Genomic DNA, 15,839 nt, shown 5'->3' on the forward strand with positions numbered 1-15,839 from the left:
CCGCGTACCCCGAACGCACCACTCGCCGCGACCCCTTACCGCTCCCGTGCCACGGTTGGCGTAACGGCATACGGCCGGCGAACCCGGAGCAGCACATGGCAGATCTGCACGACGCCTCGTCCCTCACCACCGTCGAGTCCGTCGGTCTGGAGGACCTCGACGAGCTGAACGATCTCGGCGGTCTCGATGTTCTCGGCGAACCGGGAGCGGCGGCGTCCGCGCCGCCCGACCCCGGTCCGGACCCCGGGCCGTCCGCCGATCCGCTCGTACGCGCCACCCAACTCCTGCGCACTCACCCCGTGATCGACGGGTACAGCGGTCTGGCCCCGGTGCTCCAGAGCATGCACTGGTACGACCTCGAAGCCGGCGAGAGCCTGCTGGAGACCGATGTGCCCCGGCTGAGGCGCGGCGGTGTGGGCGCCCAGTTCTGGTCACTCCGGGCACCGGCCGGCAGCGCCGGAAGCCCCTCGCTCGGCGCCACGATAGAACTGATCGACGTGGTACGGGCCACGGTGTCCGAATGCCCGGAGGGCCTGCGTCTCGCGCTCAGCGCCGACGACCTCGTCGACTCCCGGAACTGCGGTCGGATCGCCGCCCTCCTCGGCCCGATGGCCGGTGAGACCCTCGGCGACTCGCTCGCCGTGCTGCGCGCCGTGTACACGCTCGGCGTCCGCAGCATCACCCTCGCCGGCGCGCGCTGGACGCAGGGCGGGCTCACGCCGTTCGGTCACGAGATGGTCCGTGAGATGAACCGGCTCGGTGTCCTCGTCGACCTCTCCGGCTGTACGACCGACACGATGCGGCGCACCCTCACGATCACCAGGGCACCCGTCGTCTTCTCGCACCAGGCGGAGCCGCTCCCGGACGACGTGCTGCACGCGCTGCGCGGCAACCACGGGGTGTGCATGGTGCCGTGCACCGCCGGGACACTGCCCGCGACCGCGGACCTGCTCGACCACGTCCGGGAGACCGCCGGGCCCGAGGCCGTGGCGGTCAGCGGCGCGTACGACACGGGACTGCCGCACGCGGCCGGTCTGAACGACGTCTCCTGCCTGCCGAGGCTGATCGCGGAACTGCTCGAGCGCGGCTGGCCGGAAACGGAGGTCGTGGGCCTGACCTGGTCGAACATGGCCCGGGTGCTGCGGGGCGCCGAATTCGCCGCCCGCGCGGCCCAGCCGCGCCGGGCCCCCTCCCGGGCGGCGATCGGCGCGCTGGACCTCTGAGAGGGCGCCGGCTCAGCAGGCGCAGAGGCAGAACGGATGCCCCGCCGGGTCGGCGTACACCCGGAACGACCGCTTGCGGTCCTCCGCGTCCAGCGCGGTGGCGCCGAGCGCGAGCACCCGCTCCTCGGCGGCGTCCATGTCCTCGACCATCACGTCGATGTGGAACTGCTGCGAGTCCTTGGCGGAGGGCCACTTCGGCGGTACGTGACCGGGGGCGGCCTGGAACGCGAGCTGCGCGCCGTCGGCCCCCTTGAGGTCCACCCACCCGTCGCCGTCGTCCTCGACCGTCCCGCCGACGAGCTCGGCGTAGAAGCGGGCGAGGGTGACGGGATCGGGACAGTCCAGTACGACGGCTCCGACTTTGCCGATGCTCATGCTTCCTCCTCGGTGGTTACCGCTACATGCCATCAACCGGTAACGGTTACCGCATGCTCCCGCATAACAGGTAACGTCGCAAGCATGAATGACAGGGCGCCCGCCCCCGGTGGCCTCGCGCTGATCGAAGCGCTCGTGAACACGCTGGACATCGAGACCGGCGCGGACCGCCTCGACACGCCGGACGGCCGTGCCCGGTTCGACCTCGCCCCGGACGACCTGCCCGCCGCCCGCGAGCTCCGCGAGGCGCTGCGCGCCGCGTGCCTGGCGCACGCCGGCCAGGCCGCCGGCCCGAGCGCTCTCGACGACCTCCTCGCCGGTGCCCCCCTGCGGGTGGCGATCTCCCCCACGGGGGAGGCGGCCCTGTGTCCCACGGGCCCGCCGACCCTTCTCACCCGCGTCGCCGAGGCCATCGCCGCCGCCACGGCCGACGACACCTGGCTCCGACTCAAGGCATGCGAGGCGGAGGACTGCCGGTGGGCCTACTACGACCGCAGCCCGGCGTGCCGCAGCCGCTGGTGTTCGATGTCCGTCTGCGGCGCCCGCGCCAAGATGCGCAGCTACCGCGCCCGCCGGGCCGACTCCGCCTGAAGGGGCCGGGCCGGCGCCCGGGTCATGCCCGGGGGCGGCCCATCGCCCGGTAGGTCCAGCCCGCCTCGCGCCACGCCACCGGGTCCAGGGCGTTGCGGCCGTCGAGGATGATCGGGGAGGTCGCGACCTCCGCCAGGTCCGCCGGGTCCAGCTCGCGGAACTCGCGCCACTCCGTGAGGTGCAGCACCACGTCCGCGCCGCGCACCGCCTCCCGCGCCGTGTCCGCGTAGCCCAGCGTCGGGAACAGGCGGCGGGCGTTGTCCATGCCCTTGGGGTCGTAGACGGTGACCTGGCCGCCCTGGAGGTGGATCTGGCCGGCGACGTTCAGCGCCGGCGAGTCACGGACGTCGTCCGAGTCCGGCTTGAACGTGGCGCCGAGCACCGCGACCCGCTTGCCGAGGAAGGACGTGCCGCCGACCGCCTCACGTGCCAGTTCGACCATGTGGCCACGGCGGCGCATGTTGATCGAGTCGACCTCGCGAAGGAACGTCAGCGCCTGGTCCGCGCCCAGCTCACCGGCGCGCGCCATGAAGGCTCGGATGTCCTTCGGCAGGCAGCCGCCGCCGAAACCGACACCGGCCCGCAGGAACTTCTTGCCGATCCGCTCGTCGTAACCGATCGCCTCCGCCAGCTTCACCACGTCGCCGCCGGCCGCTTCGCACACCTCGGCCATCGCGTTGATGAAGGAGATCTTCGTCGCGAGGAACGAGTTCGCCGCGGTCTTCACCAGTTCCGCCGTCGGGAAGTCGGTCACCACGAACGGCGACCCTTCGCCGACCGGCGTCGCGTACACCTCACGCAGCAGCTTCTCCGCGCGCTCGCTCTCCACGCCGACCACGATCCGGTCCGGGTGCAGCGTGTCGTCGACGGCGAAGCCCTCACGGAGGAACTCAGGGTTCCACGCGAGCTCCACGTCCGGGCCCGCCGGCGCCTTCTCCGCGAGCAGCCGGCCGAGCCGCTCCGCGGAGCCGACCGGCACGGTCGACTTGCCGACGACGAGGGCCGGGCGCTTCAGGTGCGGCGCCAGCGAGGCGAAGGCGGAGTCGACGTAGCTCATGTCGCACGCGTACTCGCCGTGCTTCTGCGGGGTGTTCACACACACGAAGTGGACGTCGCCGAACTCGCCGGCCTCTTCGTAGGAGGTCGTGAACCGCAGCCGCCCGCTGGAGCCCTCGATGCCGGCGACGTGCCGCCGCAGCAGCTCCTCGAGACCGGGCTCGTACATCGGCACCCGGCCGGCGGAGAGCATGTCGATCTTCTCCGGGACCACGTCCAGTCCGAGGACCTCGAAGCCCAGTTCCGCCATGGCCGCGGCGTGGGTGGCGCCGAGGTATCCGGTGCCGATCACGGTGATCTTGAGGGCCATGGGGTGCTCCAGTACTGACGCGGGCAGGGGCGGTGCGGGGCCGAGCATATCCGGGGGCGTGCGGCACTCTCCAAAGCGCTCTTCGCGCGCTGTGGCCGAGCTGTCACCAAGCTCACGTATGCCTGCCGGGGGAGCGGCGTCTAAAATTGGAATACTTAACGGTAGTTAACACCTTGGGGAGTGAGAGTCTTGGCAGGATCGGCCGACTTCGATCTGTATCGCCCGTCGGAGGAGCACGACATGCTCCGTGAGACGGTCCGCTCCCTCGCCGAGGCGAAGATCGCGCCGTTCGCCGCCGCGGTGGACGAGGAGGCCCGCTTCCCGCAGGAGGCCCTCGACGCGCTCGTCGCCTCCGAACTGCAGGCCGTGCACGTACCGGAGAGCTACGGCGGCGCCGGCGCCGACGCGCTCGCCACGGTCATCGTGATCGAGGAGGTGGCGCGTGTCTGCGCCTCGTCCTCCCTCATTCCGGCCGTGAACAAGCTCGGTTCGCTCCCGGTGATCCTTTCCGGCTCCGAGGAGCTGAAGAAGAAGTACCTGGGCCCGCTCGCCAAGGGCGACGCGATGTTCTCGTACTGCCTCTCGGAGCCCGACGCGGGCTCCGACGCGGCGGGCATGAAGACGAAGGCGGTCCGCGACGGCGACTTCTACGTCCTCAACGGCGTGAAGCGCTGGATCACCAACGCCGGCGTCTCCGAGTACTACACGGTGATGGCGGTCACCGACCCCGAGAAGCGCTCCAAGGGCATCTCGGCCTTCGTCGTCGAGAAGGGCGACGAGGGCGTCTCGTTCGGCGCCCCGGAGAAGAAGCTCGGCATCAAGGGCTCGCCGACCCGCGAGGTCTACCTCGACAACGTCCGCATCCCGGCCGACCGCATGATCGGTGCGGAGGGCACGGGCTTCGCCACGGCGATGAAGACCCTGGACCACACCCGCATCACCATCGCGGCCCAGGCGCTCGGCATCGCGCAGGGCGCCCTCGACTACGCCAAGGGCTACGTCAAGGAGCGCAAGCAGTTCGGCAAGCCGATCGCCGAGTTCCAGGGCGTGCAGTTCATGCTCGCGGACATGGCCATGAAGATCGAGGCCGCCCGCCAGCTGACGTACGCGGCCGCCGCGAAGTCCGAGCGCGGTGACGCCGACCTCACCTTCCAGGGTGCGGCTGCCAAGTGCTTCGCCTCCGACGTGGCCATGGAGGTCACCACGGACGCGGTCCAGCTCCTCGGCGGCTACGGCTACACCCGTGACTACCCGGTAGAGCGCATGATGCGCGACGCCAAGATCACGCAGATCTACGAGGGCACCAACCAGGTCCAGCGGATCGTGATGGCCCGCAACCTGCCGTAAGGCACGGTCTGTTGCGGATGACGAACGCCCCCGCCGGGCCCGGCGGGGGCGTTCGTCATCCGTCGGCTGAAGGCCGTCGGCCGTGCCTCGGGCGACGGCCGCGGATCACCGGATCACGGGCAGCTGACGCGGTTGTCGCCCGGGTCCGTGGTGCACGTGTCGGAGTTGGGTCCGCCGTTGGCCGTGTCGTTGCCGGACACGCCGTCGACGGTGTCGAGCCGGTCGGAGCCGTAATAGCCGGTCAGGCTGTCGCTTCCGGAACCCCCGTACAGGGTGTCGTTGCCGAAGCCGCCGTCGACGTTGTCGTTGCCGACGTCGCCGTACAGGGTGTCGGAGCCGTTGCCGCCGCGGATGGTGTCGTTGCCGCCGAGGCCGCAGATCACGTCGTTGCCGCCCGAGCCGACAAGCGTCTCACCGGCACTGGTCCCGATGATCGTGCAGCCACGGCTGTTGTTCACGGTGGTCGTCGCCGTGGCGGTGTTGTTGCCGGGTACGGGGTCGTCCTCCATCGCGTCGACCGTCGCCCGGTCGGTGACGGTCCCGGTCGCCCTGGGTTCCACGGTCACGGTGACCGTCGCGCTTGCGCCGGGAAGCAGCGAGCTCAGTGTGCAGTTGGCGCTGGTGAACGTGGTGGTGCAGCTACCACTGATGGTCGTGGCCGACACGACGGTCGCACCGGCTCCGGAGACGGTGTCGGACAGTGTGATGCCGGTGGCCGATGCGGTGGAGTCGGAGGCGTTGGTCACCTGCACGGTGTAGGTGGCCCGATTGCCCAGGGTGAGCTGACCCGGCCCCGACTTGGTGACCGAGAGGTTCGCGTTCGCCGGTGGCGGGGGCGGCGGTGTGGTGCCGCCGCCTTCGTAGCGGGCCAGAGCGAAGTCGCCGTTCGGTCCGCCCGAACCCGCGGCGACGATCTTGCCGTCGTCCTGCAGCACCACCCCGCGAGCCCGATCGCTGCCGCCGAAGTCGGTGGTCACGAGGCCGTCGCCGCCGAAGCCGGTGTCCAGGCTGCCGTCGGGGTTGTGACGCACGACGGCGAAGTCGCCGGGCACGCTGCCGCCGGCAAGGACGATCCGGCCGTCGGACTGCAGCACCATGTCGCGGCCACCGGCCGGGGGATCCACCCTGCCGTCGCCGCCGAAGCCGGTGTCCAGGCTGCCGTCGGGGTTGTAGCGGGCCATCGCGCTTCCGTACAGCTCGCCGGCGGCGACGATCTTGCCGTCCGGCTGCACCGCCAGCGCCTCCACGGCCTCGTAGTCACCGAAATCGGTTCGCACGATGCCGTCGCCGCTGAACGTGGTGTCCAGGCTGCCGTTCTCGTTGTAGCGGATGAGGGCGAAGTCGAAGCGGGTGGTCCCGACATCGCCACCGGCGACGATCTTGCCGTCGGGCTGCAGCGTCAGGGTGCGACCCGTGCCGCCCTCGTCCGGCGCCGGCCCCGGGTCGGTGGTCACCTCGCCGTCGCCGCCGAAGCTGGTGTCCGGGCTGCCGTCGGCGTTGTAACGGGCCACCGCGAACCTGCCGCCGGAAGTACCCGCGGCGACGATCCTGCCGTCGGACCGCAGCGCCACTTCATAAGCCTCGTTCGGGCCGCCGTCGAAGTCGGTGAGCACCTTGCCGTCGCCGCCGCCGAAGCCGGTGTCCAGGCTGCCGTCGGGGTTGTAGCGGACCACCGTGAACCAGCAGCAGTTCTCGAACTCGATCCAGCTGCTCCCGACCACGACGATCTTGCCGTCGGGCTGCACCGCCACACCGTAGGCGGTGTCCCACTGGCCTTCACCGGAAATGTCGGTGGTCACCCTGCCGTCGCCGCCGAAGCGGGTGTCCAGGCTGCCGTCCGGGTTGTAGCGGGCCACCGCGAAGTCGCCGGCTGTCGTGTCGGCGACTGTCGCGCCGACGGCGACGAGCCGCCCGTCGGGTGTCGACGCCACGTCGTAGCTCTCATCGGAATCGCTGCCGAAGCCGGTGAGCACCCTGCCGTCACCGCCGAAGGCCTGGTCCAGATCGCCCGGGGCTGCCAGCGCGGTTCCGGGCAGGGACAGTACGAGCGCGAGGCTCGCGACTGCCACGGCCGCGGACCGGCCGGCCCGTGACTGCCTGCGTCGGGCCACGAACCGGCGCAACGCCGTTCGCAGCCGAGGTGTGAGCATGGGCATGCAGACCTCTCCGCCTTTCATCGTCCTGCCGCCGATCCCACGTCGAGCGGGCAGTGGGCGTGCCACAGCTTCCCGCCGGACACACGACGCACCGTCCGCGGCGGGCCGTACTGCGCTCACTGGGCGCTTCGATCCATCCCCGCGAGTGACGTCCTGAGCACGTGAAAAGCCCCCGCCCGGACTCGGGCAGGGGCTTTGACCAGCAGGTCGGCCCAAGGTGCGGTCGGCCGATGACCGGCGTCGCCGCCGCCATCTTCCTGCTCATGGGCAAGTGGGTGGAGGGCCTCGCGGTGGGCGCCGTCCTCGCCGCCTTCCTGGTCGGCGCGTTCCGGCTGAGCGACGTCCGGCGGCAGCGCGTCGCCGACCGTCTGACGGCCGTCGGCTTCACCGCCGTCACCGACGAGCACGGCCGCCGGCGTTTCCTGCGGCCGGGGCAGCAGCTCCCGGGGCACGCCGACCCGTTCACGAACTGACCGGGACGCCGGAAGGGGCCCGCAACGGGATGCGGGCCCCTTCCCTCCGGTCACGGCTCACTTGTCGCTGACAGTGACCTTCTCGTCGTTCTGGATCTGCTTCACCAGCTGCTGCACCTTCGCCTTGTCCCAGACCAGGTTGCCGCCACGGCTTCCCGACGTCGGCATGTTCATCGACGTACCGTCGCCACCGCTGATGCCCTTCATCGCGAAGAACATCTCGCCCAGGTCGAACAGGGACATCTCCTTGTCGACGATGAGCGTGTCGAGGCCGGCGCCCAAAGTCGGGTACAGCTTGAACGGGTTGAGGATCGTGCCGGGGGTCGCCGCCTGGCTCGCCAGCGCGGAGAGGAACTTCTGCTGGTTCTTGGTGCGCGCCAGGTCCGACTCGGCGAAGGCGTAGCGGGTGCGGACGAAGGCGAGGGCCTGCTCGCCGTCGAGGGTCTGCTTGCCCGCCTCGAAGTCGGCGCCGGACTTCTTGTCCTTGAAGCCCTTCTCGATGTTCATCTCGACACCGCCGAGCGCGTCCACGATGTTGGCGAAGCCGGCGAAACCGATCTCGGCGTAGTGGTCGATGCGCAGGCCGGTGTTGTGCTCCACGGTGCGGACCAGCAGCTCGGGCCCGTCCTCCGCGTAGGCGGCGTTCAGTTTGGTGCGCCGGCCCTGGTTGGGGAACTTCTTCCCGGACTCGGAGCCGATGAAGGACGGTATCTCTACGTCCGAGTCACGCGGCAGGGACACCATCGTGTTCCCGCTGCCGCAGGCCGCGAGGATCATCATCGAGTCGGTGCGCTTGCCCGCGGCGTCACCGGTGTGGAGCTTCTTCTTCTCCTCGGCCGTCATGCCCTCACGGCTGTCGGAGCCGACGATCAGATAGGTGGTGCAGTCGCCCTCGGCGGGCCGCTCGATCACCTTGGCGAGGTCGACCTCGCGCCGCACCTTGGAGTCCGCCCAGAAGTACGTGCCGATGGTGGTGCCCAGCACGGCCACGAGCACGACGATCGAGCCGATCTTCAGTCTGCGCCGCCAGTCGGGCGCCGGCCCGGGCTGCCGCGAGGGTCTGCCCTGCGGAGGCACCCCGCCGCCCGCGCCGCGGTAGACCTGGCCCGTGTTGTAGCCGCTGTCGTACCCCGGCTCGGCGTAGCCCTGGTCGTAACCGCGGGGCTGCTGAGGGGGACCCCGCCGTGCTGCGGGGCGGCCGGTCGCTGGACATGGCGCATGACGCGCGCGCCCTCGGGCTGCGCCCCGGCGCTGCCGCGCCCGTAGCCGCGTGCGTTGCCGTTGCCGCCGTTGTCGGTCCATCCATCGGGCCAGTCATTCATGCGGAACAGTGTGCAGGGCAGGGTGGCCGCCCAGACAGGGTGGGTGGGGAATCGCACCAGGGCTGTAGCGAAGCTGATGCATTCCGGCCCCGGCATATGGTGGACGGCATGACAGATCAGGCCCAGCGCCCGGAGGATGAAATTCCGGGCAAGCCCACTTCGGCGTCCCGTACCACCCTCAGCCACATCATGACCGGCAGTGACACGAATCTCCTCGGCACCGTGCACGGCGGCGTGATCATGAAACTGGTGGACGACGCGGCCGGAGCCGTCGCGGGCCGGCACTCCGGCGGACCCGCGGTCACCGCCTCCATGGACGAGATGGTGTTCCTGGAGCCGGTCAGGGTGGGCGATCTGGTCCATGTGAAGGCGCAGGTCAACTGGACCGGCCGGTCCTCCATGGAGGTCGGCGTACGGGTCCTGGCCGAGCGCTGGAACGAGTCGACGCCCGCCACCCAGGTCGGCAGCGCCTACCTCGTCTTCGCCGCGGTGGACGCGGACGGCAAGCCGCGGCCGGTGCCACCGGTCGTCCCGGAGACCGAGCGGGACCAGCGTCGCTACCAGGAGGCGCAGATCCGGCGCACGCACCGGCTGGCCAGGCGCCGGGCCATCCGGGAGCTGCGTGAGAAGCGGGCCGCGGAGGGCATGGAGGACTGAGCCCGGCCGCCCGGCGAGGGCCTACGGGCAGACGACCTGATCGCCCGTCACCGCGCCGAACTCGCCGGGGTGGGGCTCCTGCGTCTGTACGGGGTTGACGCCCTTGAAGTCGGTCCCCGCCATCACCTTCATCGTGGGGCCCTGCCCCTTCACCGGACGCAGCTCGGCACCGGGCAGCGCGGCCTGGAGCGACTTCGCCGAGCGGTCCCACCGTGGGTCGTACGTCACATAGGTGCGCGTGACCTGACCGCTGCCCCCGTTGAGCGGCGCGCGGGTGGTGTCGAAGCCGAGGCCGTTCAGGGCCTTGTCGACCTTCTCTCCCAGGCCGGCGAGCCGGGTCCCGTTGTAGATCTGGACCTTGATCCGGTTCGGGGCGACCTCGACGACGGTGGCCTTGGCACGCTTCGGGCGGTGCGGTGCGAGCGGCCTGTCCTCGCGCAGCAGCCGGAACAGCCGCTGCGCCCGCGCGTCGTCCCACTTCACTGTGGACCCGATGCCCTTGACCAGGAACCCGACGTCGCCGACGGGCACGGAGGTGAACTCGGAGGAGGAGGGCGTGAAACCCTGCATCGCCCTGCCGAGGGCGAGCATCTGCCGGGTACCGAACTGCCGGTCGGCGCGGACCGAGCCGAGCATGGTCGATGTGACCTTCCGGAACCTCACCGGGTTGAGCAGCACCCCACCGCTGGTCGCCCGGTCGACGAGCGCCGCCAGGAAGCGCTGCTGGCGCTGCATGCGCCCCAGGTCGGCGGCGCCGTCGATATGGCGGGAACGCACGTACTGCAGCGCCTCACCGCCGTTGAGCTTGTGGGTGCCGACCGGCAGGTCGAGGCCGGTGTAGGTGTCCTTCATCGGCCGGGCGGTGCAGACCTCCACCCCGCCCACGACGTCCACCGTCTTCATGAAGCTGGTGAAGTCGACCTCGAGATAGTGGTCGATCTTCACCTTGGTCATGTGCTCGACCGTGCGCACGGTCAGTCCGGGGCCGCCCTCGGCGTAGGCCGCGTTGAGCTTCACCGGGTGCGGCTTGTGATGCTTGCCCGTGGTGCTGTCGGTGTGCTCGGGGATCTCCGCGTAACTGTCCCTGGGCAGGCTGACCACACTGGCGCGGTCATGGTCCTGGGCGATGTGCACCAGCATGATCGTGTCGGTGCAGTTGCAGGCCGCCCCGCCGAGCCGGTACTTCTTCTTCTCCTCCGGAGTGATCCTGTCCCGGCCGTCGGTGCCGACGACGAGGATGTTCGTACCCCGGCCGCCCTCGGGCCGGTTCTTCATGTCACGGAAGGGGTCGACCCGGTCGATCTCCGTGTCGAGTCCGGTGACCACGGCGTGCCCGATGCCGCCCACGCCCAGGACCAGCAACGAGAGCGATGTGACGATCCGCATGCCCCAGCGCGGCCGTGCCGGGCGCCCGTCCCGGCGCACCGGTGGGGATCCGCCGCCGGTCCGCCGCGCTGGGTGCCCGCCCCGCCCTGCCGGCCGCGCCGGCACTCGCGCGGCGGGCCGCCCCGAGGCGCCGCGCTGCGGGGCCGGACGGGGGCGGGGACGCGGGCGGGGCGGTGGGGGCAAGAGGACACCTCCGCGGACGACAGGGGATTCCCCGCACCGTAGGCCCATACGATCTGCGACACCGGCCGCCGCGCCTGCGTGTCCCCCGTTCGCGGTAACGTGGCGGGCGATGAACGCCACGCCCGCTGTCTCCGTGATCATGCCGGTCCTCAACGAGGAGCGGCATCTGCGCAACTCCGTCCGCCACATCCTCGAGCAGGAGTACGACGGAGAGATGGAGGTGGTGATCGCGCTCGGGCCGTCCACGGACCGCACCGACGAGATCGCCGCCGAGCTCGTACGGGAGGACCCGAGGGTCCGCACCGTGCCGAATCCCACGGGCCGCACCCCGGCCGCTCTGAACGCCGCCATCAAGGCGTCCCGCCACCCCGTCGTGGTGCGCGTCGACGGCCACGGCATGCTGTCGCCGAACTACATCGCGACCGCGGTCCGCCTGCTGGCGGAGACCGGCGCGCAGAACGTCGGCGGCATCATGCACGCCGAGGGCGAGAACGCCTGGGAGGACGCCGTCGCCGCCGCGATGACCTCGAAGGTCGGCGTCGGCAACGCCGCGTTCCACACGGGCGGCAAGGCCGGCCCCGCGGAGACGGTGTACCTGGGCGTGTTCCGGCGTGAGGCGCTGGAGCAGCAGGGCGGCTACAACGAGGAGTTCATCCGTGCCCAGGACTGGGAGCTGAACTTCCGCATCCGTGAGGCCGGCGGCCTGATCTGGTTCTCCCCGGAGCTGCGGGTCCAGTACCGTCCCCGGCCGTCCGTGCGGGCGCTCGCCAAGCAGTACAAGGACTACGGGCGCTGGCGCCATGTCGTGGCCCGCTACCACCAGGGCTCGATCAACCTGCGCTACCTGGCGCCGCCGACGGCGCTCTGCGCGATCGCCGCGGGAGTCGTGGCGGGTGCCGTGCTGACGCCGTGGGCGTTCGTCGTCCCCGTCGGCTACCTGGCGGCGATCACCGCGGGCTCCGTCCCCGCCGGCAAGGGCCTCTCCCTCAAGGCAAGACTTCAGATCCCGGTGGCGCTGGCCACGATGCACATGTGCTGGGGCTACGGCTTCCTGACGAGCCCGCGCTCGCTGGCGAAGAAGGTCATCGCGAGCCGGCGGCCCTCCGTCAGGACCGCTGCCTGAGCACGGTCCCCACGTACGACGACAGCGCCGGTCCGCCCCGGGGAGGGGCGGACCGGCGCTGTCGTGTGCGAGGACGGCCGTGTCGTGTGCCGGGTCAGATCCGGTACGGCGCGTAGATGTCCATGCAGGCGCCCTTGTCGTCGCCCATGACCGTCTCGGTGTTCTTCGGCGGCCCGCCGGCGGGCTCCGGCTTCGGGAACGTGTCCCCGGTCCGCCAGTCCGCACCGACGATCAGCGTCACGCCGGACACCTCGGACGACTTGCGCACCGCGCTCGCCGGGATGTCGAGGGCCGCGGCGACGGAGTGCGCGTCGCCGTCCAGGTCGATGCTCGGGAACAGCACCTGCGTGCGGCTCTCCGCCTCCGGGGTCCCGTCCGTCCTGGCGCCCGTGAAGCCCTGGCCGGTGAGCAGTTCGGCCACGGCGGCCGCTCTGCGGGGAGTGGGGTCCTGGTTCACGCCGGTGCCGTTGCGGACCATGATCCCGATCTCGGCCGGGTCGGCGGCCGGATCCTTCGGCGCGGCAGAGGGCTTGGGCTTCGACGTCGGCGCCTTGCCGTCCACCGGAGCGTCCTCGCGCAGCATCTGCCACAGACGGTCCGCCTCCCCGGGCGCCGGCAGCACATGTGCCTCCGGGTTCTCCGGGTCGGGTATGCGGGGCATGGTGAGCATCGCGATCCGGCTGGTGGGCACGTCCTTGAGGGTCATCCCGAGGTCGAACAGCTTCTTGACCGTGCCGATCTCCTCGGAGACCTGGAGCGACTTGGTCGCGGTCTCGGCGAGGCCCATCAGGCGGCCGGTGTCGGTGAAGGCGTTCTGGTCCTTCAGATTGCGGATCACCGAATTCATGTACATGTGCTGCGCCTTGGAGCGTCCGAAGTCGCTCTCGAAGGCATGGCGGGTACGCAGCCACTGCAGCGCCTGCTCGCCCTTGATCGGCCAGGTGCCGGCCTCGAGCCGCAGACCGGAGCCGCCGGGCACGTTCGGCTTGGGGCCGTCGTACACGCCGTGCTTCACACAGACCTCGGCGCCGCCGATCGCGTCGGCCATCGCGACCACGCCCGCGAAGTCGACCATCATCCAGTGGTCGATGTAGACGCCGGTGAGCTCCTGCCAGGTGGCGAGGGTGCAGCCGGGACCGCCGCGGCCCAGCGTCGCGTTGATGAGGTCACGCGTCGCCGGGTACTCCTCCCCGGTCTTCGGATCGGTGCACTTCGGGATGTCGACCCTGGTGTCGCGCGGGATGGAGACGACCGAGGCGTTCTTGCGGTCGGCGGACACGTGCAACAGCATCTGCACATCGGCGAGGGGCTTGGCGCCCACACTCTTCTTGGAGCCGCCGAGCTTGAGGTTGGCCGCCGTGTTCCTGCTGTCGGAGCCGATGAGAAGGACGTTCAGCGGGGTCTGGCCGGCCGCGTTCGGGGCGCTCTTCCGCACGTCCGAGTCGGCCGAACTGCGTTCCCCCTTACGGATGTTGTTGTTCAGGTGCTGGTAGTACAGATATCCGGCCCCCGCCGTGCCGAGCACGACCACCGAGACCGCGATCGCAATGCCGCGCAGTATCCGGCGTTTGCCCCGTTTCGCGCGACGCCTGGGACCGCCGCGCCGGTGCCCGCCGCCGCTGCCGTCCGCTGACTGCGCGGCGGGCGGGCCCGGTTCGTCGTCGAGGGCCGTACGGCTGCCGGGGACCCGGGTCCCCTCGCCGTACAGCCCTTCGTCCCAGCCGAGATCGCCGGGTTCCGCCACGTGCTCCCGGGTCCCCTCCCCACGCACGCTGTTTCTTCCCACCCCTGGGTCCCCCTGGTTTCAGGCTCGTGTCACGAGCCGTTCCTCCGGCGTCATCCGGCACAGACCTTCTTGTCGGCTTCGACCTTCTGGATGTCGTCCGGCACCTTCGCCGGACCGGTGATGGGCACCCCTGCGCCCTTGAAATCGGGACCGAGGGTCAGCGTCATCGCCGTCAGACCCTCCGCGTCCTCTGTGCCCGGCTTCAACGCCGCGGCAGGCAGGCCCATCAGGTCCGCGAGTGCGCGGGCCTGGTCGGCCTGGTTCGGTGCGTACTCCAGGGTCGTCCTGGTCACGTCCGCCGGGGCGTTGCCCTTGTTGGCGGACTTGAGGACGCCCTCGGTGTTCTGGAGCCAGTCGAGGGTCTTCTGCGCTGCGCCCGTCGGCCCACCGCCGTTGAAGACGTCGACGCGGACGTCGGACGCCTCGGCCCTGGTGCCCTCGAGAAGGGCGTTCTGCTTGTCCTTGGCCTGCTTCTTCTTCTGCTCGACCTCGGTGAGGGAGACGTCCTCGCGGACCATCGAGAACAGCGACTCGGCCTTGCTCTCGTCGAGCACGACCGTGGCCTTGACCTTCTCCGCCGGGTTGTCCCGCACGGGAACGGTCGCGAAGGTCAGGTTCTTCATGTCGAACTTGCCGAGCTCCAGACCGAGGTCACGGAGCTTCATGATGTCGTTTATCTGGGAGTCGACGGTCAGCGCCTTGGTGCCCGCCTCCGCCAGCTTCACCAGCTTCGTCGGGCTGGTGAGCGTGTCGTTGGACTTCAGCTTGCGCATCAGCGAGCTCAGGAACTGCTGCTGCAGCTTGATGCGGTCGAGGTCGCCGCCGAAGCCCACCGCGTGCCGTGTACGGACGAACGCCAGGGCCTCCTCGCCCTCGATCTCGTGCTCGCCCGCGGGCAGGTCGAGCTTGGAGTCGGGGTCCTTTATGTCTTTGGCGAGGCAGATCGGTACACCGCCGACCGCCGAGGACAGCGTCTTGACCGCGTTGAAGTCGGCCACCATGAAGTGGTCGGGCTTGATGCCGGTGAGCTCGGTGACCGTACGCATGGTGCAGCTGGGCGTACGGCCCGACTGGCCGAGGCTCACGTTGAAGCGGGTGTTCGGTGATCCCGGGATGGTCTTGGTCGACCCGTCCTCCTGCGTGGTCGGACAGTCCGGGATGTCCGTGATCAGGTCACGCGGGATGCTCAGCGCCGTCGCGTTGGTGCGGTCCTTGGACACGTGCAGCAGCACCGTCGTGTCGGCGTGGCCGGCGCTGTTCCTGTCGCCGTAGCCCTCGTTGCCGCTGCCGGTGCGCTTGTCCGTGCCGATGACCAGGATGTTGATCGCCCGGTCCTTGCTGAAGCCGCCGGTGCCGGCGCCGTCGTCGGGGACCGAGGTGATGTTGGAGTTGAGGTGCTCGTAGTAGAGGTATCCGGCCGTCGCCGTGCCCACCATCACCAGCGCGAGCGTGCCGCCCGTCCACAGCAGCGCCTTCTTCTTGCGCGACCTGCCCTGCTTGCGCTTGCGCCGGCCGGTCTGCGCCTGGGCCGCCCGGCCGCCGGACGCGTCACCCGTGCGACGCCTGCGCTGCTCGGGGACCTCGGTGCCCGGGGCGGTCGTGCCGCGGCGGCCGCCATTTCCGGCCGCCGTGTTCCGTGGGGCGGCATCGCGGCTGCCGGCCGCGCCGGCTCTTGTGCTGCTGCGGCCGGAGCCTCTGGCGGAGGGGAACGACTGCGGTGCGGATTGCTCCAGTCGCAGTTCGTAGTTGCCGGTCTGCGGGTTGAGTACCCACTGGTCGGCGGGGTCGATCTCGTCCGCCCGCCCACGGCTTTGCGCATCCACGGTTGCTTGAGTCCTCCGTCGGGTGCCA

General features: G+C 70.5%; 13 protein-coding genes. 6 read left to right on the plus strand and 7 right to left on the minus strand.

Annotated elements, in window-relative coordinates:
* Positions 1-95: 95 nt before the first annotated feature.
* On the plus strand, positions 96-1,223 hold the full coding sequence (locus GLX30_RS21360; RefSeq protein WP_167306849.1) for a membrane dipeptidase: 1,128 nt from the start codon (positions 96-98) through the stop codon (positions 1,221-1,223).
* A gap of 12 nt (positions 1,224-1,235) precedes the next feature.
* On the opposite strand, the gene GLX30_RS21365 is transcribed toward GLX30_RS21360, so the two are convergent.
* A complete protein-coding gene (locus GLX30_RS21365; protein ID WP_159691388.1) occupies positions 1,236-1,598 on the minus strand; it encodes a VOC family protein in 363 nt (120 codons plus the stop codon).
* An 84-nt stretch (positions 1,599-1,682) separates the two neighbouring features.
* Between GLX30_RS21365 and GLX30_RS21370 the strand changes: the two genes are divergently transcribed.
* Positions 1,683-2,189: a CGNR zinc finger domain-containing protein gene (locus GLX30_RS21370; protein WP_159691391.1), complete on the plus strand. Its 507-nt coding sequence runs from the start codon at positions 1,683-1,685 to the stop codon at positions 2,187-2,189.
* Between the two features lie 22 nt (positions 2,190-2,211).
* Here GLX30_RS21370 and GLX30_RS21375 read toward each other — a convergent pair whose 3' ends face one another.
* Positions 2,212-3,555 (minus strand): UDP-glucose/GDP-mannose dehydrogenase family protein, encoded by a 1,344-nt coding sequence (locus GLX30_RS21375; protein ID WP_159691394.1) that lies wholly within the window; start codon positions 3,553-3,555, stop codon positions 2,212-2,214.
* Between the two features lie 189 nt (positions 3,556-3,744).
* Between GLX30_RS21375 and GLX30_RS21380 the strand changes: the two genes are divergently transcribed.
* A complete protein-coding gene (locus GLX30_RS21380) occupies positions 3,745-4,902 on the plus strand; it encodes an acyl-CoA dehydrogenase (protein ID WP_159691397.1) in 1,158 nt (385 codons plus the stop codon).
* 113 nt (positions 4,903-5,015) lie between these two features.
* On the opposite strand, the gene GLX30_RS21385 is transcribed toward GLX30_RS21380, so the two are convergent.
* The gene (locus tag GLX30_RS21385) at positions 5,016-6,971 is read right to left on the minus strand and encodes a calcium-binding protein (protein WP_244258237.1); all 1,956 of its coding nucleotides are present in this window, start codon (positions 6,969-6,971) and stop codon (positions 5,016-5,018) included.
* A 317-nt stretch (positions 6,972-7,288) separates the two neighbouring features.
* Between GLX30_RS21385 and GLX30_RS21390 the strand changes: the two genes are divergently transcribed.
* Positions 7,289-7,531, plus strand: a complete 243-nt coding sequence (locus GLX30_RS21390; protein WP_159691400.1) for a hypothetical protein — start codon at positions 7,289-7,291, stop codon at positions 7,529-7,531.
* A 57-nt stretch (positions 7,532-7,588) separates the two neighbouring features.
* Here GLX30_RS21390 and GLX30_RS21395 read toward each other — a convergent pair whose 3' ends face one another.
* On the minus strand, positions 7,589-8,833 hold the full coding sequence (locus GLX30_RS21395) for an LCP family protein (protein ID WP_244258238.1): 1,245 nt from the start codon (positions 8,831-8,833) through the stop codon (positions 7,589-7,591).
* A 128-nt stretch (positions 8,834-8,961) separates the two neighbouring features.
* Here GLX30_RS21395 and GLX30_RS21400 point away from each other — a divergent pair, with 128 nt between their 5' ends.
* The gene (locus GLX30_RS21400; RefSeq protein ID WP_159691403.1) at positions 8,962-9,510 is read left to right on the plus strand and encodes an acyl-CoA thioesterase; all 549 of its coding nucleotides are present in this window, start codon (positions 8,962-8,964) and stop codon (positions 9,508-9,510) included.
* A gap of 21 nt (positions 9,511-9,531) precedes the next feature.
* Here GLX30_RS21400 and GLX30_RS21405 read toward each other — a convergent pair whose 3' ends face one another.
* Positions 9,532-10,896, minus strand: a complete 1,365-nt coding sequence (locus GLX30_RS21405; protein ID WP_159691406.1) for an LCP family protein — start codon at positions 10,894-10,896, stop codon at positions 9,532-9,534.
* A 292-nt stretch (positions 10,897-11,188) separates the two neighbouring features.
* On the opposite strand from GLX30_RS21405, the gene GLX30_RS21410 reads away from it, so the two are divergent.
* Entirely contained in the window at positions 11,189-12,202 is a 1,014-nt protein-coding gene (locus GLX30_RS21410; RefSeq protein ID WP_159691409.1) for a glycosyltransferase family 2 protein, read from the plus strand.
* Positions 12,203-12,296: 94 nt separating this feature from the next.
* On the opposite strand, the gene GLX30_RS21415 is transcribed toward GLX30_RS21410, so the two are convergent.
* Together GLX30_RS21415 and GLX30_RS21420 are read right to left on the minus strand one after the other, a co-directional pair.
* Positions 12,297-13,946, minus strand: a complete 1,650-nt coding sequence (locus tag GLX30_RS21415; protein WP_159691412.1) for an LCP family protein — start codon at positions 13,944-13,946, stop codon at positions 12,297-12,299.
* Between the two features lie 92 nt (positions 13,947-14,038).
* On the minus strand, positions 14,039-15,811 hold the full coding sequence (locus GLX30_RS21420) for an LCP family protein (protein WP_159691415.1): 1,773 nt from the start codon (positions 15,809-15,811) through the stop codon (positions 14,039-14,041).
* Positions 15,812-15,839: the final 28 nt, after the last annotated feature.

The sequence above is a fragment of the Streptomyces sp. Tu 2975 genome, from assembly GCF_009832925.1.
Lineage (GTDB): Bacteria > Actinomycetota > Actinomycetes > Streptomycetales > Streptomycetaceae > Streptomyces.

Excerpts from the sequence above, each read along its gene's own strand:
- GLX30_RS21360 (WP_167306849.1), top strand. The coding sequence starts at position 96 with ATGGCAGATCTGCACGACGCCTCGTCCCTCACCACCGTCGAGTCCGTC.
- GLX30_RS21365 (WP_159691388.1), bottom strand. The coding sequence starts at position 1,598 with ATGAGCATCGGCAAAGTCGGAGCCGTCGTACTGGACTGTCCCGATCCC.
- GLX30_RS21370 (WP_159691391.1), top strand. The coding sequence starts at position 1,683 with ATGAATGACAGGGCGCCCGCCCCCGGTGGCCTCGCGCTGATCGAAGCG.
- GLX30_RS21375 (WP_159691394.1), bottom strand. The coding sequence starts at position 3,555 with ATGGCCCTCAAGATCACCGTGATCGGCACCGGATACCTCGGCGCCACC.
- GLX30_RS21390 (WP_159691400.1), top strand. The coding sequence starts at position 7,289 with ATGACCGGCGTCGCCGCCGCCATCTTCCTGCTCATGGGCAAGTGGGTG.
- GLX30_RS21395 (WP_244258238.1), bottom strand. The coding sequence starts at position 8,833 with ATGGACCGACAACGGCGGCAACGGCAACGCACGCGGCTACGGGCGCGG.
- GLX30_RS21400 (WP_159691403.1), top strand. The coding sequence starts at position 8,962 with ATGACAGATCAGGCCCAGCGCCCGGAGGATGAAATTCCGGGCAAGCCC.
- GLX30_RS21405 (WP_159691406.1), bottom strand. The coding sequence starts at position 10,896 with ATGCGGATCGTCACATCGCTCTCGTTGCTGGTCCTGGGCGTGGGCGGC.
- GLX30_RS21410 (WP_159691409.1), top strand. The coding sequence starts at position 11,189 with ATGAACGCCACGCCCGCTGTCTCCGTGATCATGCCGGTCCTCAACGAG.